The following is a 24,058-nucleotide window of genomic DNA, read 5'->3' as shown; positions in this document are numbered from 1 at the left end:
AGCGCAGCATGTCCACCTCTCTCGCCGACTGGCAAGGTGCCCCGGCGCCCACGGTCCAACTGCTCGAAGGGCGTTTCATCCGCCTGGAAAAACTCGACCCGGCGCGCCACGCCGACGGTCTGTGGCAAGCCCTCGAAGGCCCCGGCGCCGACCCCAAGCTGTGGGACTATTTGCCGTATGGCCCGTTCAGCGACCGCACCGCGTTCGATGCCTGGCTGAACAACCATGCCCAGCACAACGAGCCGTATTTCTTCAGCGTGATCGACCGCGCCAGCGGCGATGTGCAGGGCATCCTCAGCCTGATGTCCATCGTCCCGGCCCACGGGCGCATCGAAATCGGCCACGTCACCTTCGGCGCGCCGATGCAGCGCTCGCCGAAAAGCACCGAGGCCGTGTATCTGTTGGCCAAGCATGCTTTCGAACTGGGCTACCGCCGCCTGGAGTGGAAATGCAATAACGGCAATGCCCGCTCCAAATACGCCGCCGAGCGCCTGGGGTTCAGTTTTGAAGGGGTGTTCCGCCAGCACATGGTGGTCAAGGGGCAGAACCGGGACACGGCGTGGTATTCGATTCTGGACTCGGAATGGCCGCCGATCGGGGCAGGGTTTGAGCACTGGCTGTCGGAAGCCAATCAGGCAGGTTCAGGCCAATTGAAAAGCCTGGCGGAGTGCCGCGCCTAAATCCCACAGACAGCGCAGCACCAGAATATGAGAGCGGGCTTGCCCGCGAGGCGGTGGGTCAGTCGAGATTGATTTTCGACTGGTCTACCGCTATCGCGGCGTAGGTATCTACACATCCGATGACGCTGAAAACCCCGGTCGTATCGCGAGCTGTTGCTTTGCTGTTGCTCTGCTTTTGCTCTGTTTTTGATTTTGATCTTAGGCGCCCCGTTAACCACGCTGGCCGAACGCAGGCTTGAATCCGTGGGCAACCCGGCAGGACGCCGGGTTAGCCGTCCTGGGCCAGGGATGGCCCATGACGGCGGCCCACGGATTCAAGCCTGCGTTCGGGCATGCCGAGCCTAAGCGAGGCACCGAGTGGTGGGGCAAGAGCGTTTTGCTTACTTTTGCGCTTTTCAAAAGTGAGCCGCCGTAAGGGCGGAACCCATAGCGGCCGCCACCTGAATAATGGATATGTACTCATTCCAACCCGAGCGAAGGGTCGGCCCACAGGCCGCCACGGGAGCAAGCTCCCTCCCACACTCGATCGTCAGTGCAATCCGCACTGGGTGTCAGTCGGCAAGCTGCTCGGCCAACACCGCAATATGCTCCGGTCCGATCCCGCAGCAACCGCCCAAATGGCTGGCGCCGCGCTTCTGCCAATCGGCAGCCCATTGCAGGTAGCCCGGCGGGTCGAGGTCGTCGCGCAACGGGTCGAGGCCGTCGTTGGCCGTGGCCTCCTTGGGCTGTGGCGGGAAGGCGTTGGCATAGGCGCCGATCTGGATCGCCACCCCCAGGCGCTCGAAGGTCTGGCGGGCCGCATCAATCGCCGCGCCGATCACCTCCGGCTGGCTGCAGTTGAACAACAACACCTGCACGCCCAGTTGCGCAGCCGCTTCGGCCGCCTCGGCCACCGGCTCGCCGGAACGCAGGCGCGGCACCTCGTCGGTGTCTTCGTCCTTCAGGGTAAACGACAGCCAGAACGGTTTGCCGTCCGCCGGCAGACCGGCATGAATGGCCCGCGCCTCGACGATCGAACTCTGGGTTTCTGCCAACCATAGGTCGACATAAGGCGCCAGGCCGGTCACCAGGGGCGTCAGCAGTTCGCTGACCCGGTCGGCCTCGAACAGGTCAGGCCGATACGAGCCGAACAGCGGCGGCAGGGAACCGGCCACGCGCACTGCTTGGCCGGACGCCACCACCGCGCGCCGCGCCAATTCACCGGCCAACGCCGCCAGGGCCTGGCCCTCGGCGGCAAACCGCGCTTCGCCGATATGAAACGGTACGACGGCATAGCTGTTGCTGGTGATCACGTCGGCACCGGCCTGGATGTAAGCCGCGTGTACCGCTTCCACCGCCTGCGGCGCTTCGCTCAACGCCAGCGCCGACCACTCCGGCTGTCGGAACGGCGCGCCGCGACGTTGCAGTTCGCGGCCCATGCCACCATCGAGAATTACTGTGCGTACTGCGGCCATATGCTTTTTACTCATAAGCTTATGAAAATAACTCACTATGAGAGTCGCTCTTATAACTATTTAATACGGTAAATTCGCTTCATAACAACTTCTTTTTTTATTCGGGTGCCTCTCTTGAAACTCAAACCGCTACTGGCCCTGGGCCTGACCATGCTGGCTGCCTCCACCCAAGCCTTCGGCGGTGCAACCCTGGACCGGGTTGAGCAAAACCACGAATTGGTCGGCGTGCTGATGGAGAGCTATCCGCCTTTCTCGTTCCTCAACGAGCAGAACCAGCTCGACGGTTTCGACGTCGACGTGGCCAAGGCCGTCGCGCAAAAACTGGGGGTCAAACTGCGCCTGGAAACCCCGTCCTGGGACGTGATCGCCGCCGGCCGCTGGAGCGGGCGCTACGACATCTGCATCTGCTCGATGACCCCAAGCAAGGCCCGCGCCGAAGTGTTCGACTTCCCCGTGGAGTACTACGCCTCGCCTGCGGTGATCGTGGTCAATGCCAAGGATGAGCGCATCCACGGCGCCAAGGACCTGAGCGGCAAGAAAGTCGGCCTCACCAGCGCCTCCAGCTACGAGAGCTACCTGAACAAAAACCTGGTGATCGAAGGCGCCGAAGACACCCAACTGCAGTACCCGTTCGAGAACGTGCAGATTGCCCCCTACGACACCGACAACGTGGCCTTCCAGGACCTGGGCCTGGGCGCCGGCGTGCGCCTGGATGCGATCCTCACCAACCTGGTCACCGCCCAACCGCGCCTGAGCCAGGACAAGCGCTTCAAGCTGGCCGGCGAAGCGCTGTACGCCGAGCCCAACTCGGTGGCCATCGAAAAAGGCGACCCGCAGTGGGACAGCAAAGTGCGTGAAGTCTTCGCGCAGTTGAAGCAGGACGGCACCTTGAGCAAGCTGTCGCAAAAATGGATCGGCGCCGACATCAGCCAATGACCGCGTTCCCCACCCCACCCAAACCACCGGTCAGCGCGTCGCGGCTACAACGATTCTTCGGTTTTCGCACGCGCCTGTACCTGACCTGGGCCGCGCTGTTCTGCCTGTTCGCCAGCTTCTTCCTGAGCTTTGACCTGAAGTTCTCGATCATCCTCGACAAGCTGCCCAATCTGGTCGGCGTGCATCTGGCGCCCAACGGGTTTCTGCAAGGCGCGGCGCTGACGGTGTTCCTGTGCCTGTGCTCGATCGTGGCGTCATCGATACTGGGCTTTATCACCGCCCTGGGGCGCCTGTCGAAAAGCGCGGTGGCCTTTGGCGTCGCGAGTTTCTATGCCTCATTCTTCCGTGGCACACCGCTGCTGATCCAGATCCTGCTGATCTACCTGGGCCTGCCGCAACTGGGCCTGGTGCCGGGGGCCATCGTCGCCGGGATCATCGCGCTGTCGCTGAACTACGGCGCCTACCTGAGCGAAATCTTCCGCGCCGGCATCCTCGGCGTGCCCCACGGCCAACGGGAAGCCGCCCTGGCCCTGGGCATGCGCGACAGTGCGATCTTCTGGCACGTCACCCTGCCCCAGGCCATGCGTACCATCGTCCCGCCCGCCACCAACCAGTTCATCTCGATGCTCAAGGACTCCTCCCTGATCTCGGTGATGGGCGTGTGGGAAGTGATGTTCCTCGCGCAATCCTACGGCCGCTCCAGCTATCGCTACATCGAAATGCTCACCACGGCGGCGATCATCTACTGGGTGATGTCCCTCGGCCTGGAACTGATCCAAGCGCGAATGGAGCGGCATTACGGCAAGGGGTATGTGCGACGGGGGTGAGGACTCAGTCATCCCACTCGCGACGCACCTTGACCACGCCCATCTGTAAGCCAAAGGGGCGGAACACGGCGTTCAGCGATTTCAGGGTTTGATTGCCCTCGCCGTGTTCGATATGCACCAGGGTACGCACGGAAATCTTGCACATCTTGGCGAACTGGCTTTGGTGCAGGCCAGTGACTTCGGTGCGCAGGCGGCGCACGGCTTCGCCAATTGCAAGGGAACCATCAGCCAGCCCCTGTTCGACACGTTCGATTAACAGGGCGCGGGCATCCAGGGTAATGGTCATTTCAGCCCCCATTGCTTCAGACGCATGTCCAGTTTCCCCAACGGGACGCTGGGGTGGTTCAAGGTGACCGCTGGCAAACCGCCTGCAGCCAAGATGTCCGGCAGAGCTCGCAAGTGTTCGGCGTCTTGTCGCAGCCGCTCAAAACTTTGCTCAGGGTCAATAATCTCGGCCAGTGCATCGCAGACCCCTCGCCAATTGATATCACCTGCCCTGCAACGTCCATCAAAACCCTTTTCAGGCTCCGAGAACTCCAACCGCATAGCGTCACGCCAATGACCAGCGGTGAAAATCTGCAGTATCAAAGAGTAGGTCGTTTCCATCTGCATTTAAGTGCACCTGGCAAGCAATGTTCGGGACGCGTACTGCAATATAGTGCATTTCCTGCTCAGCAGATGACCAGATTTACGCATTAAAATGCATTTGTATCGCCAGAATTAATCTAAAAATGCATTTTAATGCAAATGAGATGGCCATTTATCCTGTCGCGGACAAAGCCCGATGCGTTTTTAATCGCACCGCACTACAGACAACTCCCGCAAACCAGGGGTCGATAGCCTGACAGTTATCGCCCCGCCATCTCGCTAAATTTCCGGCCTCATTCATCAGAGGTTGGGATCACATGCCCTTTACACCCCCACGATTTGCACTTGTCATGGCGCTTGCGATCAGCGCCGCCAGCCTTCAACACGCCCAGGCGCGGGGCGATATCGAATACCGGCCGTACCATTTCCAACCCTATGAGGCGCTTGATAATGAGTGGGCCGACGCAGCGTCTGAAAAAGCCGAACCCATCGACGGCTACCTCACTCAGCGCGCCACCACGCACAATGGCCTGCAGCTCGCCAAGGCCCTGGAACCTGCGCTGGTTCAGTTGCTGGAGTCCGGCGAACTGACCTCCGAACAGATCAAAGCCCTGGAAAAATTCGCCGACGCGCTGGACAAGCAGCCCGGCGGCATCGGCGCGGCCCTTGAGCAATTGGCCGCCAGCCAGAACGCCAACCTCGCCGCCGCGACCCAGAACACCACGCAGCAACTGAGCAGCCAACTGCTGTCGATCCTGCGCACCCTGCCCGCCGACGACGCTGGCCACTTCTGGGTGCAAAGCCTGGGCAACGACGGCACGCTCGACAAAAAAGGCGGCAGTGCCGGTCTGAAACATGGCACCCAAGGCCTGTTGCTGGGGGCCGACTGGGCGCTGGACCATGCCTGGCGTGTCGGCGTGACGGGCGCCAAATCCAGCAGCCACCTCGACGCCGCGCGTTTTTCCGCCGACCTCGACAGCTGGCACCTGGGCAGCTATGCCGTGCGGCAGGACGGCCCGTTGGCCCTGCGCCTGGGAGCGATCTACAGCAGCCATGACGGGCAGAACAAGCGCAGCGTCAAGTTGCTCGATTACACCGAGCAGCTCAGGGCCAATTACAACGCCAACAGCCAAACCGTCTTCTCCGAAATGGGCTACCAATTGGGCACTGCGGATTTGAGCGTGGAACCCTTCGCCGGCCTCGGTTACCAGCGCTATCACCGCGACGGTTTCAAGGAGCGGGGTGGCCTGACCGCGCTGAACGTCGGCTCGCAAAACCAACAGAACCTGAGCAGCACCTTCGGTCTTCGCCTGGCGTCGCTGTATCGGTTCGATAACCAGATGAGTCTGGCCCCCCACCTCAGCGCCAGTTGGAAACACCTGTACGGCGACGTCGACAGCCGGGTCAGTCAATCCTTTCGCGCTGCGCCGGGGCTGATTGACAGCTTCACTGTCCAGGGCACGTCGCTGGACCGCGACAGCCTGAACGTCCGAGCCGGCCTGGACCTCGCACTCTCGCCGCAACACACCGTGGGCCTGACCTACGCCAGCGAAACAGGCAACCATAGCCGCAACCAGGGCCTGATGGGCCAATGGCAAATGCGGTTCTGAGCCCACGCTGCGCGCGCCGGCCAAATTACGGGCGAAAAAAAAGGGGAGCACCTGCTCCCCCGAGGATTAAACGGTAGTGTCGAAGGCTGGATCAGCCTTCGATTTCAATCAGGATTTCGCCAGGGTTCACCCGGTCGCCCTTGGCTACATGAACGGCGGTCACCTTGCCGGCAATCGCGGCCTGCACTTCGGTTTCCATCTTCATCGCTTCGGTGATCAGCACCGCCTGGCCGGCCTTGACGACGTCGCCTGGCTTGACCAGCACGTCGACGATATTGCCCGGCATCGTGGTGCTCACATGGCCTGGCTCGGTGGCTTGCTTGCGCTTGCTGCCGCCACCGCCGACGAACTCGTTGAGCGGTTCGAACACCACTTCTTCGGGCATGCCGTCGATGGACAGGTAGAAGTGACGCTTGCCTTCAGCTTTCACGCCAACACCGGTGATGTCGACGCGGTAGCTTTCGCCGTGGACGTCGATGACGAACTCGGTCGGTACGCCTTCGCCACCCGCACGGGCCACGCCGCCGGCTTCCGGGATCGGCAGCAACACTTCCGGAGTCAGGGTGCCGGCGTCGCGTTCTTCGAGGAACTTGCGGCCAATGTCCGGGAACATGGCGTAGGTCAGCACGTCTTCTTCAGATTTGGCCAACGCACCGATTTCGCCGCGCAGCTTGTTCATTTCCGGCTTGAGCAGGTCGGCCGGGCGCACGTCGATCACGTCTTCGCTGCCGATGGCCTGGCGACGCAGTTGCCCGTTCACCGTGCCCGGCGCTTTGCCGTAGCCGCCTTGCAGGTAGAGCTTCACTTCGTTGGTGATGGTCTTGTAGCGCTCGCCGGCCAGCACGTTGAAGAACGCCTGGGTGCCGACGATCTGCGAGGTCGGGGTGACCAGCGGCGGGAAGCCCAAGTCTTCACGCACCCGCGGAATTTCAGCCAGCACTTCGCCCATGCGGTTGAGTGCGCCCTGCTCTTTGAGCTGGTTGGCCAGGTTGGAAATCATCCCGCCCGGCACTTGGTTGACTTGCACGCGCGTGTCGACCGCGGTGAATTCGCTTTCGAACTGGTGATACTTCTTACGCACGGCGTAGAAGTACAGGCCGATTTCCTGCAGCAGTTCCAGGTCGAGGCCGGTGTCGAATTCGCTGCCTTTAAGGGCGGCGACCATCGACTCGGTGCCCGGGTGGCTGGTGCCCCAGGCGAAGCTGGAGATCGCGGTATCGATGTGCTCGGCACCGTTTTCGATGGCCTTGAGTTGGCACATCGCAGCCAAACCCGCCGTGTCATGCGAGTGGATGAACACCGGCAGGCTCTGCTCGGCTTTCAGTGCCTTGACCAGCTCGCCGGTGGCGTATGGCGTGAGCAGGCCGGCCATGTCCTTGATCGCCACCGAGTCGCAGCCCATGGACTCCATTTGCTTGGCCTGGGCCACAAACGCGTCGATGGTGTGTACCGGGCTGGTGGTGTAGGCGATGGTGCCCTGGGCGTGTTTGCCGGCGGCCTTGACCGCTTCGATGGCCACGCGCAGGTTACGCACGTCGTTCATCGCGTCGAAGATGCGGAACACGTCAATACCGTTGACGGCGGCCTTGGCGACGAAGGCTTTGACCACGTCGTCGCTGTAGTGGCGATAGCCCAACAGGTTCTGGCCGCGCAGCAGCATTTGCAGGCGGGTGTTAGGCAACGCAGCGCGCAATTTGCGCAGACGCTCCCACGGGTCTTCTTTCAAAAAGCGCACGCAGGCGTCGAAGGTCGCGCCGCCCCAGACTTCCAGGGACCAGTAGCCGACTTTGTCGAGCTTGTCGCAGATCGGCAGCATGTCGTCGGTACGCATGCGGGTGGCCAGCAACGATTGGTGAGCGTCGCGCAGGATGGTGTCGGTGACAAAGATCTTCTTGCTCATTGTTATATTCCTCACAGGCCTGCGTGGGCGGCGATGGCGGCGGCGATGGCCAGGGCCAGCTCTTCGGGTTTGCGCTTGATCGAGTAGTTGGTCAGCTCAGGGTGGCTTTCCACGAAACTGGTGTTGAACTGGCCGCTGCGGAATTCCGGGTTGCGCAGGATTTCCTGGTAGTAGGCGGCGGTGGTCTTCACGCCTTGCAGGCGCATGTCATCCAGGGCACGCAGGCCGCGGTCCATGGCTTCTTCCCAGGTCAACGCCCACACCACCAGTTTCAGGCACATGGAATCGTAGAACGGCGGGATGGTGTAGCCGGTGTAGATCGCCGTGTCGGTACGCACGCCGGGGCCGCCGGGCGCGTAATAGCGGGTGATCTTGCCGAAGCTGGGCAGGAAGTTGTTCTTCGGGTCTTCAGCGTTGATCCGGAACTGCAACGCAAAACCACGGTGCTGGATGTCTTCCTGCTTCACCGAGAGCGGCAGGCCCGAGGCGATGCGGATCTGCTCGCGAACGATGTCGATCCCGGTGATTTCTTCGGTGATCGTGTGTTCCACCTGCACCCGGGTGTTCATCTCCATGAAGTACACCTCGCCCTCGGCGAGCAGGAACTCCACGGTGCCAGCGTTTTCGTAACCCACGGCCTTGGCTGCGCGCACCGACAGGTCGCCGATGTAGGCGCGCTGTTCAGGGGTCAGTTGCGGGCTCGGGGCGATTTCGATGAGCTTCTGGTTACGGCGCTGGATCGAGCAATCGCGCTCGAACAGATGCACCACGTTGCCAAAGCTGTCACCGAGGATCTGCGCTTCGATGTGCTTGGGGTTGACGATGCATTTTTCCAGGAACACTTCCGCCGAACCGAAGGCCTTGGTGGCTTCGGAGATCACGCGGGGGAAGGCTTGTTCGAGTTCTTCACGGCTGTTGCAACGACGAATGCCGCGACCGCCGCCACCGGAGGTGGCCTTGAGCATCACCGGGTAACCGATGCGGTCGCCTTCGGTGAGGGCTTCGGCGATGTCGGCGACGTTGCCTTCGGTGCCGGGGGTGACCGGTACGCCGGCCTTGATCATGCTGCGGCGCGCTTCGGTCTTGTCGCCCATGCGGCGAATCACTTCCGCGGATGGACCGATGAATTTAATCCCACGTTCGGCGCAAATGTCCGCCAGTTCCGCGTTTTCCGAGAGGAAACCGTAACCGGGATGCAACGCATCGCAACCGGTTTCCACGGCCAGGTTCACCAGCTTGCGCGGGTTCAGGTAACCGGCAAGGGGCTCGGCCCCGATGCTGTGGGCCTCGTCGGCACGCTTGACGTGCAACGCGTGGCGGTCGGCGTCGGAATAGACCGCGACCGAGCGAATGCCCATCTCGGCGCAGGCACGCACGATTCGCACGGCAATTTCACCACGGTTGGCGATCAGGATCTTTTTTATCACTTGGAAATTCCCTTGAGCCGATTGCTGCGTTCTTCGACCCGCTAGACTCGGGTCGGCGCGTGACTAAATGTTTCAAGCCAGTCGCGAGGCACACACTAAGCCTGCTGAGGGATTAACAAAAATCAATAATTATTGGGTCATGCATAAGTAAAGACTTATAGTTGGCGGACCGGACGCCGCCAAGAGGCTTGAAAAAATGCGTAAGTCATTGATGAGGCTGACATTACGTCAACTGCAGATCTTCAATGAGGTGTGTGATTTGCGCTCCTACAGCCGGGCGGCCGAGGAAATGTCCCTCACCCAGCCGGCCGTCAGCCTGCAAATTCGTCAGCTGGAAGAGCTGATCGGCCAGCCGCTGTTCGACTACGTAGGTAAGAAACTTTACATGACCGAGGCGGCCGAAGCGCTGCAACGGGCCAGCCGCGATATTTTCGGACGCCTGGAAAACCTCGATATGCAGCTGTCGGACATGCAGGGCTCGCTGCAAGGCCAACTGAAACTGGCGGTGGAGTCCAGCGCCAAGTACTTCGTGCCGCACCTGTTTGCCGCGTTCAAGCGCCAGCATCCGGAGGTGCAATTGCATCTGACGGTGGTCAACCGCGCCCAGGTGATCCGCCGGCTGTCGGACAACCGTGACGACTTGGTGATCATGTCCATGGTGCCCCAAGACATGGGCCTCGAATTCCTGCCGTTCCTCAACAACCCGATTGTCGCCGTGGCGCTGCCCGACCACCCCTTGAGCCAGCAAGGAGCGCTGCGCCTGCGCGACCTGGAGCCTTACACGCTGTTACTGCGCGAACCGGGTTCCGGCACGCGGCTGGCTTGCGAAGAGTACTTCAAGGAAAAACGCGTTCACTTCAGCCAGACGGTGGAAGTCGCCTCGGCCGAGGCGCAGCGTGAATGCGTGTTGGCCGGGTTGGGCGTGGCCTTGTTGACACGCCACGCCCTGAACCTGGAACTGGCCACCGGCGGGCTCAAGGAGCTGCCGGTGGAAGAGCTGCCGCTGTACCGCAGTTGGTGCCTGGTGCAGGCCAAGGCCAAGCGCCTGTCACCGGTGGCCCATGCGTTCCTAGGCTTTATCCGCAGCGAGCGGGTGCAGATCAGCGCGCTGGCTGAGCGCTTCGCTGGGCAGCCGCGGGTGCCTGCCAGTGCAGTTCCGGGTAGTCCGTGATGCTTTGCAGCAATTGGCGTTGATCACAGCGGTCTTCGATTGCGCGACGGAACGCCATGCGGCGCTGGTCTTCCTGCTGACGACGGGTCTTGACGGAGCTGTTGCTATCTTCGTAGGGCCGGGCCATTTGGAGTCTCCCAATGCGAGTGCGGGGAGTTCAGGATGGGCGCGAGGGATGACGGTTTGGCGGCGCGGGGATGACAGGACGATGAATCTTCTGGACAGGTGAGACATGCACATGTGGGAGGGGGCTTGCTCCCGATGGCAGAGTGCCAGTCGATGCATCTGCGACTGAACCACCGCTATCGGGAGCAAGCCCCCTCCCACATTTGGATCGCTGTATCGCGCTCAGTCGTCGAGGGCTTTGACGGACTTGGGCGACAGACGAAGGCTGCGCAGGCTGCGCTTGACGCTCTTGAGGTGGTTGACCAGGCTCGGCCCGCGCGCCATGGCCACGCCCATCGCCAGCACGTCGATCACCACCAGGTGGGCGATGCGCGAGGTCAACGGGGTGTAGATTTCGGTGTCTTCGTGGACATCGATCGCCAGGTTGACCGTGGACAGTTCCGCCAACGGCGTCTGGCTCGGGCACAGGGTGATCAGCGTGGCGCCGCTTTCACGTACCAGGTTGGCGGTGATCAGCAAGTCCTTGGAGCGGCCGGACTGGGAAATACAGATGGCCACGTCGGTCGGTTTCAACGTCACGGCCGACATCGCCTGCATGTGCGGGTCGCTGTAGGCCGCCGCCGTAAGCAGCAGTCGGAAGAATTTGTGCTGGGCATCGGCCGCCACCGCACCCGACGCGCCAAACCCGTAGAACTCGACACGCTGGGCCTGGGACATCGCCGTCACGGCCTTTTGCAGCGCCACCGGGTCGAGCTTCTCGCGCACTTCCATCAGGGTGTGCAGCGTGGTGTCGAAGATCTTGAGGCTGTAGTCGGCGACGGAATCGTCTTCGTGAATCGCAAACTGCCCGAAGCTCGCGCCGGCGGCCAGGCTTTGGGCCAGCTTGAGTTTCAGGTCCTGGAAGCCGGAACAACCGATGGCACGACAGAAGCGCACGATGGTCGGCTCACTGATGCCCACGCTGTGGGCCAGGTCGGCCATGGAACTGTGCATTACGGCCGCAGGGTCAAGCAGCACGTGGTCGGCAACCTTGAGTTCCGATTTGCGTAACAGGTGGCGCGACTGGGCGATATGTTGCAACAGGTTCAAAGGACAGGACTCTTGTTATTGGCAGACGCCAGGGATGTAGCAAGCTTGTAGTTATACTACAAGAATTGCCGTTTTGCCCGTCCGATGCATCACTAAATCGCCCTGCTGCCCTTTGAATCTAAGGGCAGCCAAGTTGTAGCCACAAAGGCTGAAGGCACGTCTCTAGGAAAAATCCGCATTCTTCCGTAACAAATCTGCCAGCCCTTCGGCCTTCATCGGCCGGCTGATCAAGTAGCCCTGCACCTCATCGCAACGCTCCCGGCGCAGGAAATCCAGCTGCTGCTGATCTTCCACGCCTTCGGCCACCACCTTGAGCGCCAAACCGTGGGCCATGGCGATGATCGCACGGGTAATGGCCGCGTCTTCCCGCCCCTGGCCGAGGCCGCGGATGAAGGTCTGGTCGATCTTCACGTAGTCCACGGGAATGCGCTTGAGGTAACTGAGAGACGAATAGCCGGTGCCAAAATCGTCGATGGCCAACTTCACCCCCAGATCGCGCAGTTGCTGGAAGGTGGCGATGATGTGCTCGACACTGTCGAGCAGCTGGCTTTCGGTCAGCTCCAGCTCCAGGTATTGCGGGTCCAGGCCGGTTTCTTCCAGCACCTGGCGCACCAGGCTGACCAGCTTGCCTTGACGCAGTTGATGCACCGACAGGTTCACCGACACGCGTATCGGCGCCAGCCCCTGACGCTGCCACTCACAAGCCTGCCAGCAGGCCTGGCGCAGGACGAATTCACCCAACGGCACGATCAGGCCGGTTTCTTCGGCCAGGCCGATGAAGTCGCTTGGCGGCACCGTGCCCCACTGCGGATGCTCCCAACGAATCAACGCCTCGGCGGCGTTCAGTTTGCCGCTAGCCAGGCACAATTTCGGTTGGTAGAACACCGACAGCTGGCGCTCGTCGATGGCCTTGCGCAGCTGGTTTTCCAGCTGCAAACGCTCCAGGGTGCTGGCTTGCAGACTGTCGGTGTAGAACTGGAAATTATTCCCACCCAGGTGTTTGGCGTGTTGCATGGCCATGTTCGCCTGGCTAACCAACGCCGAAATTTCCCGCGCATTATCCGGAAGCAGGCTGACGCCCATCGAGGCGCTGACCACCAATTCATGCCCTTCCACCGTCACCGGCACGCGCAACTTGGCCAGCAGGCGCGTGGCCACCCGCGCCAGGCTTGAGAGGTTGCCGTAGGCATCGAAAAGCACGGCGAACTCATCCCCGGACAAACGCGCGATGGTGTCGGCCTCGGGCAGGGCATTGATCAAACGTCGCGCCATTTTTTGCAGCAATTGGTCGGCGACATCATGGCCCAGGCTGTCGTTGAGCAACTTGAAACGGTCCAGGTTGATATGCAGCAACGCCAGGCTGCGCCCGCCCTGGCGCACCCGCTGATGCGCTTCGCGCAGCCGCTCGCGAAACAGCGAGCGGTTGGCCAGGCCGGTCAATTCGTCATAGTGCGTGAGGTAGCGCATGCGCTCCTCGGATTCACGCCGCGCCGAGAGATCGGCGAAGAAGCCTACGATATGACTGACGTTTCCTCGAATATCGCGCACCACGTTCAGTTGCAGCCACTGCGGGTACAGTTCGCCGTTCTTGCGCGTTTCCACCAGCTCGCCCTGCCAGGTACCGTGACTGAGCAGCGCCTGGCGGATCAGCGGAAAGTGCCGCCGAGCGTCGCGGCTGCACGGCAACTCCACCACATTGCGCCCGAGCATGTCGTCGATATCAAAGCCGGTGACGCGACTGAAGGCCTGGTTGACGGCGAGCAGCGCGTAGTCCGGGTCCAGGATCACAATACCTTCGCTGGCCGCTTCGAATACGGTCGAGGCCAGGCGTTGCTGTTCCTCCAGCGCCTTGCTTGCGCTGATGTCGCGGCGCGTGCCGAGCATGCGCGTCACGCGACCGCTGGGCGCACGCTCCACGGCGCGGCCGCGGTCTTCGATCCACACCCAGTGGCCATCGCCATGGCGCACCCGGTATTCCACCAGATAGTCCTCGCTACGGCCCTTGAGATGCTCCACCAGGGCACGCTTGAGCAGCGGCAAGTCGTCGGGGTGCAGGCGCGGCTTGAGGTGGCTGAGCATCGCCGTGACGAACTCGGGCTCCAGGCCGAACAGTTCCTTGAGCTGGGTGTGGTGGACTTCGTCGGTTTGCAGATTCCAGTCCCACAGGCCCAGTTCGCTGGCTTGCAGAGCCATCGCCAGGCGCGCTTCGCTTTTATTCAGGGCCAGGCTGGCGGCGTCCAGTTCCTGGCTGCGTTGCGCCACGCGGTCCTGCAGGCCGATTTGCGCTTCGCGCAGTTCCTGCTCGACCTGGCGGCGTTGCTCGACTTCGCGCACCAGCTCCTGATTCAACTGTTCACTGCGCTGCTGTGCCTGTTGCAGATGCTCGATCAGCGCCTGGTTCTGAAAGCGCCGCAACAGCCCGTGCTGGATCAGGCGGTTGACCTGCCACGCCACCACACTCAAGGACGCCAGCAGGATCAGGCCGAGTACACCCCAACCCTGTTGCTGCGCGGCGCCGTTCCAGAAGAGATAGACAATGGCCGGCACCAGGCACGGCAGCGCGAATGACAGGAACGCCGGCAGGCTCACCGCATAGGCAACACTGGCGGACAACGTCGCCGCGCCGATCAGGCCGAACACCCAGGCTTGCTGCGTAAAGCTGTCTGCCGGCACCAGGGCGATGGCGGCGATGGCCAGGGTCAGGCCGCTGACCGCCGAGCCGAGCATGAACATGCGCCGCCAGATCGGTTGGGCCTGGCGGCTGGGCATCGCCGAGTCGAAGGCGGCCACCTGGATCACGCGCAGCGCGACCAGCGCCAGCAGCCAGACCAGCCAGATGCTGTCGAGCAGGTAATGTTTGGGGTTCCAGATCAACCAGGCGCAGACCAGGCCGTTGACCAGCATCAATAAGGTCGGCAGCAGCGAACCCTGGTAGAGCAGACGCGTGCGTTCGACCGCCATCTCGGTAGCGTAGTGTTTTCGGATAACCTGCGCGGGCGCCGCCATGGGGCTAAACAGGTCGGTGCTGAGGGTCATAGGCAGTGTTCTTATAATGGTGAGCCCGAAACGTCGACGGAGCATACACAAGCAAGCGCTCGGGCCAAACTGCTGCGCGTCATAAAAACCAGCGAGGCGTACCGCGCAAACCTCGGGGCCAGACGGCTTGAGCGAGACGCGGCGCGGCCTGTGGCCCATGACCAACCAGTCATCAGCCCCGCCGGAACGCGTGCCCGCCCCGGCACGCGCCGCAGGTTTTCCGTCGGCCATCCGCCAATGGGATTTGCCCCACTCCCCCGCGGGCCATAGAATGCGCCGATGCGCGATGATCTCTCCCTTTTGCTGAATTCCCTCAACGATGCCCAACGCCAGGCCGTAGCGGCCCCCGTTGGCCGTCAGTTGGTCCTGGCCGGTGCTGGCTCCGGTAAAACCCGAGTGCTGGTACACCGTATCGCCTGGTTGATCCAGGTCGAGAACGCGTCCCCGCATTCGATCCTGTCGGTGACCTTCACCAACAAGGCCGCTGCCGAGATGCGCCACCGCATCGAGCAGTTGATGGGCATCAGCCCGGCCGGCATGTGGGTGGGCACCTTCCACGGCCTGGCGCACCGCCTGCTGCGGGCGCATTGGCAGGAAGCGGGTCTGGCCCAGACCTTCCAGATCCTCGACAGCGATGACCAGCAACGCCTGGTCAAGCGCGTGATCCGCGAGCTGGGCCTCGACGAACAGCGTTGGCCGGCGCGCCAGGCCCAATGGTTCATCAATGGCCAGAAAGACGAAGGCCTACGCCCGCAACATATCCAGGCCAGCGGCGATTTGTTCCTGGCCACCATGCGCAGCATTTATGAAGCCTACGAAGCGGCCTGTGTGCGCGCCGGCGTGATCGACTTCTCCGAGCTGCTGCTGCGCGCCCTCGACCTGTGGCGCGATAACCCCGGCCTGCTGGCCCATTACCAGAAACGCTTCCGGCACATCCTGGTCGATGAGTTCCAGGACACCAACGCCGTGCAGTACGCCTGGTTGCGCCTGCTGGCCAAGGGCGGCGACAGCCTGATGGTGGTGGGCGACGACGACCAGTCGATCTACGGCTGGCGCGGCGCGAAAATCGAGAACATCTACCAGTATTCCGAAGACTTCCCGGACGCGGTCACCATCCGCCTGGAGCAGAACTACCGCTCCACCGCCGGGATCCTCAAGGCCGCCAACGCCTTGATCGCCAATAACACCGGGCGCCTGGGCAAAGAGCTGTGGACCGACGGCGGCGAAGGCGAAGCGATCAACCTGTACGCGGCGTTCAACGAGCACGACGAAGCGCGCTACGTGGTGGAAACCATCGAAAGCGCATTGAAAACCGGCCTGGCGCGCAGCGACATCGCGATTCTGTACCGTTCCAACGCCCAATCGCGGGTGCTGGAAGAAGCCTTGCTGCGCGAGCGCATCCCGTACCGTATTTACGGCGGCCAGCGCTTCTTCGAGCGCGCCGAAATCAAGAACGCCATGGCCTACCTGCGTTTGCTGGAAGGTCGCGGCAACGACGCGGCGCTGGAGCGGGTGATCAATATCCCGGCCCGCGGCATCGGCGAAAAAACCGTTGAAGCGATTCGCGACCATGCGCGCCACGCCGATGTGTCGATGTGGGAAGCCATGCGCTTGCTGATCGCCAATAAAGGCCTGACCGGCCGTGCTGCCGGGGCGTTGGGTGTGTTTGTCGAGCTGATCGAGAACCTGACGGCCAAGTGCGCGGACATGCCCCTGCATTTGATGACCCAGACCGTGATCGAGCAGTCCGGGCTGATTGCCTACCACGAAGCGGAAAAAGGCGAGAAAGGCCAGGCCCGGGTGGAAAACCTTGAGGAACTGGTCAGCGCCGCCCGCGCGTTTGAAAACACCGAGGCCGATGAAGAACTGACCCCGCTCGCCGCGTTCCTCGGCCATGCGTCGCTGGAAGCCGGTGATACCCAGGCCGATGAGCATGAAGACAGCATCCAGCTGATGACCTTGCACAGCGCCAAGGGCCTGGAGTTCCCGTATGTGTTCCTGGTGGGCATGGAAGAAGGCCTGTTCCCCCACAAGATGAGCCTGGAAGAGCCCGGCCGCCTTGAGGAAGAACGCCGCCTGGCCTATGTGGGCATTACCCGGGCGATGCAGAACCTGGTGATGACCTACGCCGAGACCCGTCGCTTGTATGGCAGCGAGACCTACAACAAGGTGTCGCGCTTCGTGCGGGAAGTGCCGAAGGGGCTGATCCAGGAAGTGCGCCTGTCCAACAGCGTCAGTCGCCCGTTCGGCGGCGGCCAGCAGCAGAACTCCAGCAGCCTGTTTGCCGGTTCCGAGATCCCGGAAACCCCGTTCAGCCTTGGCCAGCAGGTCAAGCATGCGATCTTCGGCGAAGGGGTGATCCTCAACTTCGAAGGCGCCGGCGCCCAGGCACGGGTGCAGGTGAACTTCGCCGAGGGCAGCAAGTGGCTGATGATGGGTTACGCGAAGCTCGAAGCGGTCTGACACGCTGACCCCTTCCCCCTGTAGGAGCGAGCTTGCTCGCGAAAAACCCTCAGACAACGCGTCTCATCCAGGATGCCCGCGTTATCGTTGGCGATCTTCGCGAGCAAGCTCGCTCCTACAGACAGAAGGACGGTTCAGCATGAAGGTTTCGCGTCCACCCTTGTTTTTGATGCGCGCGGGCCAATATCTGTAACTAGTCCTACAGACTCTTCGGATTCTGTCTTACGCAAAAGCCCGAAACATTATGTCGCTAGCCACTGTCACGACACCTGTGCAACATGGCGCGCGTGCAATCCACAAATGGGAATTCCCTTTATGAAACGTTTTCTTAGCATCGCCATGGCGCTGTGCATTGGCCTGACGATGAGCCTCGATGCCAACGCCAAACGCTTCGGTGGCGGCAAAAGCATAGGCTCGGCACCAACTCACCAGACCAGCCAAATGGCTCCGTCCGCTGGCGTCGGCGGTGCTGCCGCCACTGCAGGCGCGGCCGGTGCTGCAGGCGCAGCCGCCAAGGCCGGCGGTGCTTCGCGCTGGTTGGGCCCTCTGGCCGGTATCGCCGCCGGTGGCCTGCTCGCATCCATGTTCATGGGCGGCGGCTTCCAGGGCATGCAGATCTTCGACATTCTGATCATGGCGGTCATCGCCTTCCTGATCTTCCGCTTCATCGCCGCCCGTCGTCGCAAGCAGCAGGAGCACATGGCTCCAGCCGGCGCGCCGATGCAGCGTGAAGTGTTCGAGCAGAAGCCAGCCATGGGTTCGATCTTCGGTGGTTCGGCCGCGCCTGCTGCTGCCCGCCCGGTGATCAATGCGCCAGCCTGGTTCAACGAAGAGCGTTTCGTCGAAGCGGCCCGCAGCCACTTCCAGTCCCTGCAGCAGCACTGGGACGCCAACGAAATGGATAAAATCTCCGAGTTCGTGACCCCGCAACTGCTCGAGTTCCTCAAGCGCGAACGCGCCGATCTGGGCGACGGCTTCCAGTCGACCTACATCGACGACCTGCGCGTGCAGCTCGAAGGTGTGGACGATCGCGCCGACAAGACCATCGCCACCCTGACGTTCAGCGGTGTGTCGAAGACCTCGCGTTTCGACCAGGGCGAAGTGTTCAGCGAAAGCTGGAACATGGAACGCGCCCAAGGCGACAACCAGCCTTGGCTGGTCGCCGGTATCCGCCAGAACGGCTGATAGCCACACGCTTGAACAAGCCGTAAGCAAAACCCCGGACATGTTCCGGGGTTTTCTATTTCACGGTTGCACTTATAGCGAGCTACTGTATAAAACGCCCCTGTAAACCGCGCCATCTAGCAAGAGGATCCCGGCCGTGGAAGAAGTCATCGAACAATTGCGTGAAGCCAACGAACCGGTTCCGGTTCCTCTGGAACTGCCTGATGAAGACCAACTGGTGGAAATCGAGGAACAGCTGTTCATCGACATCCCGTTTGTCTTCCGCGAATTCCTGCTAACCGTCAGCGATGTGGTGTACGGCAGCCTGGAACCGGTGACCGTCACCGACCCGCAGTCCCACACCTACCTGCCGGATGTGGCAGCCAACGCCTGGGATGCCGGTGTTGACCGCAGCATGATCCCGATCTGCCAGGACGGCGACGACTACTACTGCGTCGAAGAAGACGGCACCGTGGTGCTGTGGTGCGCCGAAGAAGAACTCGTCACCGAAGAAACCTGGGAGTCGGTGTGGCACTGGGCACGGGACGTCTGGCTGGAAAGCTGACACCTGCGGCTCGCGCGCGGGGCGGCCCAGCCTCCTCAGTGTTCCGGCGTATCCTTGTGGTTATCCAGAGTCTCCAGCAAAGCGACCTGCATCCGCGTATGCACGCGGATGAACCACCGCCAGAGCACGGCCGCCACCGCCGCCGCGACCACGGCGATCAGCACCAGCAACTTGTTGGTCGGCAGAATACTCGCCGACAACGCCGCCAATAGCAGGAAGATCACCAGCAGCGACAAAATCGGGATCACCTCGGCGATCACCCGACGCACGCGCTGGGTATGCCGCCCGGCCATTTCCGGCTTGACGCTCATCTCCGCCAGCAGCATCGACAGCGCCTTGAGCTTGCGGTACGCCGCAATCAGGAACGGCAGCGACAACAGCAACGCCGCGCCCCAGATCAACGCCTTCTGCCAGCTTGGATCACTGATCCAGCCCTCCAGATACCCGCCGATACGCAGCGCGAAGTAACTGCCGGTAAAGAAGATCGCCACCACCAGCGCCAGGTTCACCCCCACTTGCAGCACGATTTTGCGGATCATCGACGCTAGCAGCGCCCCCTCGCCGTGGGGCTGAATGCTGCGCAGCCATTCGCCATAGAGGCCAAATACCCGGCTCATGCGCTTGGGCATCACGGCGGCAATCTTCAGCGACAATGGGTCGGCGCCGCGAATCAGGTATGGGGTGAGCAATGTGGTGATCGCCGACACCGCGACCGCCACCGGGTAGAGGAAGTCACTGGTCACCTGCAAGGTCATGCCGAGCGCCGCGATGATGAAGGAAAACTCACCAATTTGTGACAGCCCCATCCCAACGCGCAACGACGTGCGGCCGTCATTGCCGGCGATAAATGCGCCCATGCCGCAGGACAACATCTTGCCCAGCACCACGGCCACGCTGATCACGGCAATCGGCCAGGCATATTGCAGCAGGATCTGCGGGTCGATCATCAAGCCAATGGCGACAAAGAAGATTGCGCTGAACATGTCGCGAACCGGCTCGATCAGGCGCTCGATCTTAATCAACTGGCGGGATTCGGCCATGATCGCGCCGATCAGGAACGCCCCCAGCACCATGCTGTATTCCAGCTTGACCACCAGCAGGCAAAAACCGAAGCACAGGCCCAGCACGGTGATCAGCAGCATTTCATTGCTGTCGAACCTGGCCACGTAGGCCAGCAAGCGCGGCACCAGCAAAATCCCGATGACCAGCGCGACGATCATGAACAGCGAGAGCTTGCCGACCGTGGAAAACACCTCGCCGGAGCTGACCGTGCCACTGACGGCGATGCTCGACAGCAAGGCGATGATGCCGATGCCGAGGATGTCCTCGACGATCAGCACGCCGAAAATCAGTTGGGCGAAGCGCTGGTCTTTCATCTTCAGGTCGTTGAGCGCCTTGACGATGATGGTGGTCGAGGAAATCGCCAGGATCGCGCCGAGGAACAGCGAGTCCATGGTGTTCCAGTCGAACCAGCGGCCGATCTCGTAGCCGATCCAGATCATCAGCACGATTTCCAGGAAGGCCGCGATAAACGCCGTGGCTCCCACCTTGAACAGCTTGCGCAGGCTGAACTCCAGGCCCAGGCAGAACATCAGGAAGATCACCCCCAGTTCGGCGAGGGTCTTGATGGTGTCTTCATCGTGGATCAGGCCGAACGGCGGCGTGTGGGGGCCGATGATGAACCCGGCGACGATGTAACCGAGCACCACCGGCTGCTTGAGGCGATGAAACAGGATAGTCACGACCCCAGCCACCAACATGATCACGGCCAGATCCTGGATAAAGCTGATGGCGTGCATGGCGAGGGGCTCCTTGAGGGTACTGGCGCTTTTCCCACGTCCACCGCGCCTTTGAAACTTCGTAAAGAGCGGAAGGAAAAGTCTGCCTTGATCGTAAGAAATGCCCTTAGAAAGGCTTTTGAAGGTTAACACCGCGACTTCCGCCGAAAAGCCGGTGCAATATATGGAAACAGATCGCTGCAGGCGTGACGGCAAGCCGCCCGCCGGCGTCCCGTAAGAGATGGCGCTGCAATGACTCGAGCATCCACAGAGGTGCCTCCCCACCAATGCCTAACCCGTGAGTGTGCTATGGAACCCGGAAACGCCCAGCTGTCGATGACGGTACTGATGACCCCTGATATGGCCAACTTCTCAGGCAATGTCCATGGCGGCACCCTGCTCAAGTACCTCGACGAAGTGGCCTACGCCTGCGCGAGCCGTTATGCCGGGCGTTATGTCGTGACCTTGTCGGTGGACCAAGTGATTTTTCGTGAACCGATCCACGTCGGCGAGTTGGTGACCTTCCTCGCATCGGTCAACTACACCGGCCACACCTCGATGGAGGTGGGCATCAAGGTGGTGACCGAAAACATCCGCGAGCGCTCTGTGCGCCATACCAACAGTTGCTTCTTCACCATGGTCGCCGTGGACGACCAGCGCAAACCCGCCGCCGTGCCGCAACTGCAACCGCACAACAGCGAAGACCGCCGCCGGTTTGCGCAGGCGCAGCAACGCCGGCAGATCCGCCAGGAGTTGGAAAAGCGCTACCAGGAAATCAAAGCCGACGCGCTGTAAGCACCAGGCTGTATACCCAAGCAAAATGTGGGAGGGGGCTTGCTCCCTCCCACGTTGGGTTTTGTGTAGTTACAGGCCGATCGGCGTGGCCTCGAAACGCACGCGAGGATGGGCGATGCGATCCTGGGCACGCACCAGCTCCAGTTCATAACTGGCGCAGGCCTGGGTTTCCAACAGCACTTCATGCACCGCCGCCGCGGTGAACTCGAAAGCGGCCACCAGGCTGTCGCCCAACAATACCCGCGCCAGGAACAACCCTGAGGTCAGGTCGCCCACGCCCACCGGCTGGCGGGGAAACGCCAGCAGCGGCCGACGCAGGTGCCAGCTGCCTTCGGCTGTCACCAGCAGCATCTCAAAGCCTTCCGGCAATTTGCCCGGGTAATCCAGGTGCTTGACCAGCACGGCCTTGGGCCCGCGTGCCAGCAGGGCTTTGGCCATGCCCAGGCAGTCGAACAGCGATTGCGGCTTGCGCCCGGAAAAGCTGTCCAGTTCCAGCTGGTTGGGGCACAGGAAGTCGGCCATGGCAGCGGCTTCGTCCAACAGAAAATCACTGACTTCCTGCGGCACGATGCAGCCCTTTTCCGGGTGGCCCATCACCGGGTCGCACAGGTACAGGGCCTTGGGGTTGATCGCCTTGATCCGCGCCACGCCGGTGAGGATCGCCCGGCCCTGGGCCGCGCTGCCGAGGTAGCCAGAGAGAATGGCGTCGCAGTTGCCCAATTCACCAATGGCCGCAATACCCTCCACCAGCGCTGGAATCTGCTGCGGCGCTAACACTTCGCCCGTCCACTGGCCATACTGGGTGTGGTTGGAGAATTGCACCGTGTTGAGCGGCCACACGTTCACCCCGACCCGCTGCATGGGGAACACGGCGGCGCTGTTTCCGGCGTGGCCAAAGACCACATGAGACTGGATCGCAAGCAGATGAGGTGTGCGTTTCATGCAGGGGATTTCCGTAAAACCATTGAAATTCTGGTCGCGCAGTATGCGACCAAACACAGCCTGTACGACAGGCTAACGACACAGTTAAGCTGCTCTCACTTCGTTGGAGTTTTTTTCGCATGCTGACCCTGGGAAACATCTTCGTGTTGATGCTGCTGGCGACCGGCGCCGCCTGGGTATGGCACAACCACGGCCTGCGCGAGCGCGCGTTGGAGCGGGTCAAGCAGCATTGCGCCAAGCTCGATATCGAGTTGCTCGACGGTGCCGTGGCCTTGAAGCGCATCGGTTTTGTGAAGGATGCCAAAGGACGGCGACGCCTGGCGCGCATCTACAATTTCGAATTCACCGTGACCGGCGAAACCCGCCACCCCGGGACCATCACCCAGTTCGGCGCCCACAGCGCGCAGATCGAACTGGCGCCCTACCCGTTCGAAATCAAGACGCCGCTACCCAGCGCCGACGTGATCGAACTCAGCCAGTGGCGCCAGGACCACGCCAAGCACCGTCAATGACGGCAGGCGGCCAGCGCCTGCTGTAGCGCGGCCACGTCCTGTGGCGCGCTGAAAATCAGTTCGATACGCGAATCACGCCGCCATTCGCTGGGTTGCCAGACGAGTGGGCTGTTATCCACAGCGTTGCCGGAGATCCAGCCGTCGGTGCTGTGGATAACCAGTTTGGCGCGGCGCCAATCCAGGTGTGTCAGCCATTGCGCCAGGCGCTGGTGATCGAATGACTGGCTCGGATGCCAGCGCCAACCGATGCTCCAGCCGCCCTCCTGGGCCTGGCTCAAGCAGATCGGCAACGCAGGATCGCTCCACACCGCCGGCATTTGCGCCACGCCCTTGGGCGCCACGAAGTTATCCACAGCCGCTGCAGCCTGTGCGTTCAGGCCTGGCAAAAGCTGCAGTGGCAATTGCGCCTGACGCGTCCAGTAAAACGGAACCTCGACTAACTGTCGTTCGATCGCCTCGCGCTGTGCGGCGTCCAACGTCTCATCCTTGTTCAGGACCAACAGGCCGGCGCTGGCGAGTGCTTCGCGCTGCGCCTCCGGCAATGGTTTGCCCGCCGCCAGGGCTTGCGCATCCAGCACCAGCACGCAGGGCTGAACCGCGAGCACATCCTGCCATGGCGCCTCGCGCAATTGCTTGAGCACCTGCACCGGGTGCCCGAGCCCCGAAGGCTCGATAAACAGGCGGTCCGGCTTGGCCTTACGCAGCAAGCGACCCAGTCCGACCTGGAACGGCGCACCATTCACACAGCACAAGCAGCCACCCGCCACTTCGCCCAGGGCAATGCCGTCGTCGGCCTGGGTCAGCAAGGCCGCATCCAGACCGATCTGCCCGAATTCGTTGATCAACACCGCCCAGCGCTCGTTGGCCGGGCGTTGGGCGAGCAGGTGTTTGATCAGGCTGGTCTTGCCGGCGCCCAGGGGCCCGGCAATCACATGAGTAGGAATGTTCTGCAGCATAGAGGGCATCATTCAAGCCGTGTAGAGCGTTTGATCCTA

20 protein-coding genes and 1 pseudogene are annotated in these 24,058 nt (G+C 61.8%); 10 read left to right on the top strand and 11 right to left on the bottom strand.

Annotated elements, in window-relative coordinates:
* Positions 1-8: 8 nt before the first annotated feature.
* Positions 9-680, top strand: coding sequence for a GNAT family N-acetyltransferase (locus C8K66_RS20765; RefSeq protein ID WP_017850023.1), 672 nt, complete (start codon positions 9-11; stop codon positions 678-680).
* Between the two features lie 551 nt (positions 681-1,231).
* Here C8K66_RS20765 and C8K66_RS20760 read toward each other — a convergent pair.
* A complete protein-coding gene (locus tag C8K66_RS20760) occupies positions 1,232-2,134 on the bottom strand; it encodes a homocysteine S-methyltransferase family protein (protein WP_026140405.1) in 903 nt (300 codons plus the stop codon).
* Between the two features lie 114 nt (positions 2,135-2,248).
* Here C8K66_RS20760 and C8K66_RS20755 point away from each other — a divergent pair, with 114 nt between their 5' ends.
* Positions 2,249-3,070 (top strand): ABC transporter substrate-binding protein, encoded by an 822-nt coding sequence (locus C8K66_RS20755; RefSeq protein ID WP_017850025.1) that lies wholly within the window; start codon positions 2,249-2,251, stop codon positions 3,068-3,070.
* On the top strand, positions 3,067-3,897 hold the full coding sequence (locus tag C8K66_RS20750) for an amino acid ABC transporter permease (RefSeq protein ID WP_017850026.1): 831 nt from the start codon (positions 3,067-3,069) through the stop codon (positions 3,895-3,897). The genes C8K66_RS20755 and C8K66_RS20750 overlap by 4 nt, the downstream gene beginning before the upstream one ends.
* Before the next feature lie 4 nt (positions 3,898-3,901).
* Here the strand turns inward: C8K66_RS20750 and C8K66_RS20745 are convergent, their stop codons facing one another.
* Together C8K66_RS20745 and C8K66_RS20740 are read right to left on the bottom strand one after the other, a co-directional pair.
* Entirely contained in the window at positions 3,902-4,183 is a 282-nt protein-coding gene (locus C8K66_RS20745) for a helix-turn-helix domain-containing protein (RefSeq protein WP_017850027.1), read from the bottom strand.
* Positions 4,180-4,392 (bottom strand): annotated as a pseudogene (locus tag C8K66_RS20740) (type II toxin-antitoxin system HipA family toxin); the annotation flags it as partial. The gene C8K66_RS20745 and the pseudogene C8K66_RS20740, both read right to left, overlap by 4 nt.
* 410 nt (positions 4,393-4,802) lie before the next feature.
* Between C8K66_RS20740 and C8K66_RS20735 the strand changes: the two are divergent.
* Complete coding sequence (locus C8K66_RS20735) at positions 4,803-6,095, top strand: autotransporter domain-containing protein (RefSeq protein WP_108525807.1); 1,293 nt, start codon at positions 4,803-4,805, stop codon at positions 6,093-6,095.
* Between the two features lie 91 nt (positions 6,096-6,186).
* Here the strand turns inward: C8K66_RS20735 and oadA are convergent, their stop codons facing one another.
* Positions 6,187-7,995, bottom strand: a complete 1,809-nt coding sequence (gene oadA / locus C8K66_RS20730; RefSeq protein WP_046381604.1) for a sodium-extruding oxaloacetate decarboxylase subunit alpha — start codon at positions 7,993-7,995, stop codon at positions 6,187-6,189.
* An 11-nt stretch (positions 7,996-8,006) separates the two neighbouring features.
* Positions 8,007-9,422 (bottom strand): acetyl-CoA carboxylase biotin carboxylase subunit, encoded by a 1,416-nt coding sequence (locus C8K66_RS20725; RefSeq protein ID WP_003213442.1) that lies wholly within the window; start codon positions 9,420-9,422, stop codon positions 8,007-8,009.
* Between the two features lie 196 nt (positions 9,423-9,618).
* Between C8K66_RS20725 and C8K66_RS20720 the strand changes: the two genes are divergently transcribed.
* The gene (locus C8K66_RS20720; RefSeq protein WP_017850031.1) at positions 9,619-10,593 is read left to right on the top strand and encodes a LysR family transcriptional regulator; all 975 of its coding nucleotides are present in this window, start codon (positions 9,619-9,621) and stop codon (positions 10,591-10,593) included.
* Here C8K66_RS20720 and C8K66_RS31365 read toward each other — a convergent pair.
* The 3 genes from C8K66_RS31365 to C8K66_RS20705 all read right to left on the bottom strand — a co-directional run bounded on the left by C8K66_RS31365 (position 10,523) and on the right by C8K66_RS20705 (position 14,844).
* Positions 10,523-10,720, bottom strand: coding sequence for a PA3496 family putative envelope integrity protein (locus C8K66_RS31365; protein ID WP_079444958.1), 198 nt, complete (start codon positions 10,718-10,720; stop codon positions 10,523-10,525). The two genes, C8K66_RS20720 and C8K66_RS31365, sit on opposite strands and share 71 nt — an antisense overlap.
* 221 nt (positions 10,721-10,941) lie before the next feature.
* Positions 10,942-11,808: a transcriptional regulator HexR gene (gene hexR / locus C8K66_RS20710; RefSeq protein WP_017850032.1), complete on the bottom strand. Its 867-nt coding sequence runs from the start codon at positions 11,806-11,808 to the stop codon at positions 10,942-10,944.
* 162 nt (positions 11,809-11,970) lie between these two features.
* Complete coding sequence (locus C8K66_RS20705; protein WP_017850033.1) at positions 11,971-14,844, bottom strand: EAL domain-containing protein; 2,874 nt, start codon at positions 14,842-14,844, stop codon at positions 11,971-11,973.
* A 279-nt stretch (positions 14,845-15,123) separates the two neighbouring features.
* On the opposite strand from C8K66_RS20705, the gene uvrD reads away from it, so the two are divergent.
* The 3 genes from uvrD to C8K66_RS20690 all read left to right on the top strand — a co-directional run bounded on the left by uvrD (position 15,124) and on the right by C8K66_RS20690 (position 19,036).
* Positions 15,124-17,307 carry a DNA helicase II gene (uvrD, locus tag C8K66_RS20700; protein ID WP_057005204.1) on the top strand — a complete coding sequence of 728 codons (2,184 nt, stop codon included), beginning with the start codon at positions 15,124-15,126 and terminating at the stop codon, positions 17,305-17,307.
* A gap of 315 nt (positions 17,308-17,622) precedes the next feature.
* Positions 17,623-18,492: a Tim44 domain-containing protein gene (locus tag C8K66_RS20695; RefSeq protein WP_017850035.1), complete on the top strand. Its 870-nt coding sequence runs from the start codon at positions 17,623-17,625 to the stop codon at positions 18,490-18,492.
* A 136-nt stretch (positions 18,493-18,628) separates the two neighbouring features.
* Complete coding sequence (locus tag C8K66_RS20690; protein WP_046381602.1) at positions 18,629-19,036, top strand: SMI1/KNR4 family protein; 408 nt, start codon at positions 18,629-18,631, stop codon at positions 19,034-19,036.
* A 35-nt stretch (positions 19,037-19,071) separates the two neighbouring features.
* Here C8K66_RS20690 and C8K66_RS20685 read toward each other — a convergent pair whose 3' ends face one another.
* Positions 19,072-20,835, bottom strand: coding sequence for a cation:proton antiporter (locus C8K66_RS20685; protein ID WP_017850037.1), 1,764 nt, complete (start codon positions 20,833-20,835; stop codon positions 19,072-19,074).
* Positions 20,836-21,123: 288 nt separating this feature from the next.
* Here C8K66_RS20685 and C8K66_RS20680 point away from each other — a divergent pair, with 288 nt between their 5' ends.
* A complete protein-coding gene (locus tag C8K66_RS20680; RefSeq protein WP_017850038.1) occupies positions 21,124-21,609 on the top strand; it encodes an acyl-CoA thioesterase in 486 nt (161 codons plus the stop codon).
* A 69-nt stretch (positions 21,610-21,678) separates the two neighbouring features.
* On the opposite strand, the gene pdxY is transcribed toward C8K66_RS20680, so the two are convergent.
* Entirely contained in the window at positions 21,679-22,551 is an 873-nt protein-coding gene (gene pdxY, locus C8K66_RS20675) for a pyridoxal kinase PdxY (RefSeq protein WP_017850039.1), read from the bottom strand.
* 119 nt (positions 22,552-22,670) lie between these two features.
* On the opposite strand from pdxY, the gene C8K66_RS20670 reads away from it, so the two are divergent.
* On the top strand, positions 22,671-23,063 hold the full coding sequence (locus C8K66_RS20670; RefSeq protein ID WP_017850040.1) for a DUF3301 domain-containing protein: 393 nt from the start codon (positions 22,671-22,673) through the stop codon (positions 23,061-23,063).
* Here the strand turns inward: C8K66_RS20670 and C8K66_RS20665 are convergent.
* Positions 23,057-24,019, bottom strand: a complete 963-nt coding sequence (locus C8K66_RS20665; RefSeq protein WP_108525805.1) for a CobW-like GTP-binding protein — start codon at positions 24,017-24,019, stop codon at positions 23,057-23,059. The two genes, C8K66_RS20670 and C8K66_RS20665, sit on opposite strands and share 7 nt — an antisense overlap.
* Between the last annotated feature and the right edge of the window lie 39 nt (positions 24,020-24,058).

Source organism: Pseudomonas sp. GV105 (assembly GCF_003058185.1).
Lineage (GTDB): Bacteria > Pseudomonadota > Gammaproteobacteria > Pseudomonadales > Pseudomonadaceae > Aquipseudomonas > Aquipseudomonas veronii.
This window is presented reverse-complemented; position numbering and strand designations above follow the sequence as displayed.

Bases quoted from the DNA above. Each gene is read 5' to 3' on its own strand.
- C8K66_RS20765 (WP_017850023.1), top strand. From the start codon at position 9: ATGTCCACCTCTCTCGCCGACTGGCAAGGTGCCCCGGCGCCCACGGTC.
- C8K66_RS20760 (WP_026140405.1), bottom strand. From the start codon at position 2,134: ATGGCCGCAGTACGCACAGTAATTCTCGATGGTGGCATGGGCCGCGAA.
- C8K66_RS20750 (WP_017850026.1), top strand. From the start codon at position 3,067: ATGACCGCGTTCCCCACCCCACCCAAACCACCGGTCAGCGCGTCGCGG.
- C8K66_RS20745 (WP_017850027.1), bottom strand. From the start codon at position 4,183: ATGACCATTACCCTGGATGCCCGCGCCCTGTTAATCGAACGTGTCGAA.
- C8K66_RS20735 (WP_108525807.1), top strand. From the start codon at position 4,803: ATGCCCTTTACACCCCCACGATTTGCACTTGTCATGGCGCTTGCGATC.
- oadA (WP_046381604.1), bottom strand. From the start codon at position 7,995: ATGAGCAAGAAGATCTTTGTCACCGACACCATCCTGCGCGACGCTCAC.
- C8K66_RS20720 (WP_017850031.1), top strand. From the start codon at position 9,619: ATGCGTAAGTCATTGATGAGGCTGACATTACGTCAACTGCAGATCTTC.
- C8K66_RS31365 (WP_079444958.1), bottom strand. From the start codon at position 10,720: ATGGCCCGGCCCTACGAAGATAGCAACAGCTCCGTCAAGACCCGTCGT.
- C8K66_RS20705 (WP_017850033.1), bottom strand. From the start codon at position 14,844: ATGACCCTCAGCACCGACCTGTTTAGCCCCATGGCGGCGCCCGCGCAG.
- uvrD (WP_057005204.1), top strand. From the start codon at position 15,124: ATGCGCGATGATCTCTCCCTTTTGCTGAATTCCCTCAACGATGCCCAA.
- C8K66_RS20695 (WP_017850035.1), top strand. From the start codon at position 17,623: ATGAAACGTTTTCTTAGCATCGCCATGGCGCTGTGCATTGGCCTGACG.
- C8K66_RS20685 (WP_017850037.1), bottom strand. From the start codon at position 20,835: ATGCACGCCATCAGCTTTATCCAGGATCTGGCCGTGATCATGTTGGTG.
- C8K66_RS20680 (WP_017850038.1), top strand. From the start codon at position 21,124: ATGGAACCCGGAAACGCCCAGCTGTCGATGACGGTACTGATGACCCCT.
- pdxY (WP_017850039.1), bottom strand. From the start codon at position 22,551: ATGAAACGCACACCTCATCTGCTTGCGATCCAGTCTCATGTGGTCTTT.
- C8K66_RS20670 (WP_017850040.1), top strand. From the start codon at position 22,671: ATGCTGACCCTGGGAAACATCTTCGTGTTGATGCTGCTGGCGACCGGC.
- C8K66_RS20665 (WP_108525805.1), bottom strand. From the start codon at position 24,019: ATGCTGCAGAACATTCCTACTCATGTGATTGCCGGGCCCCTGGGCGCC.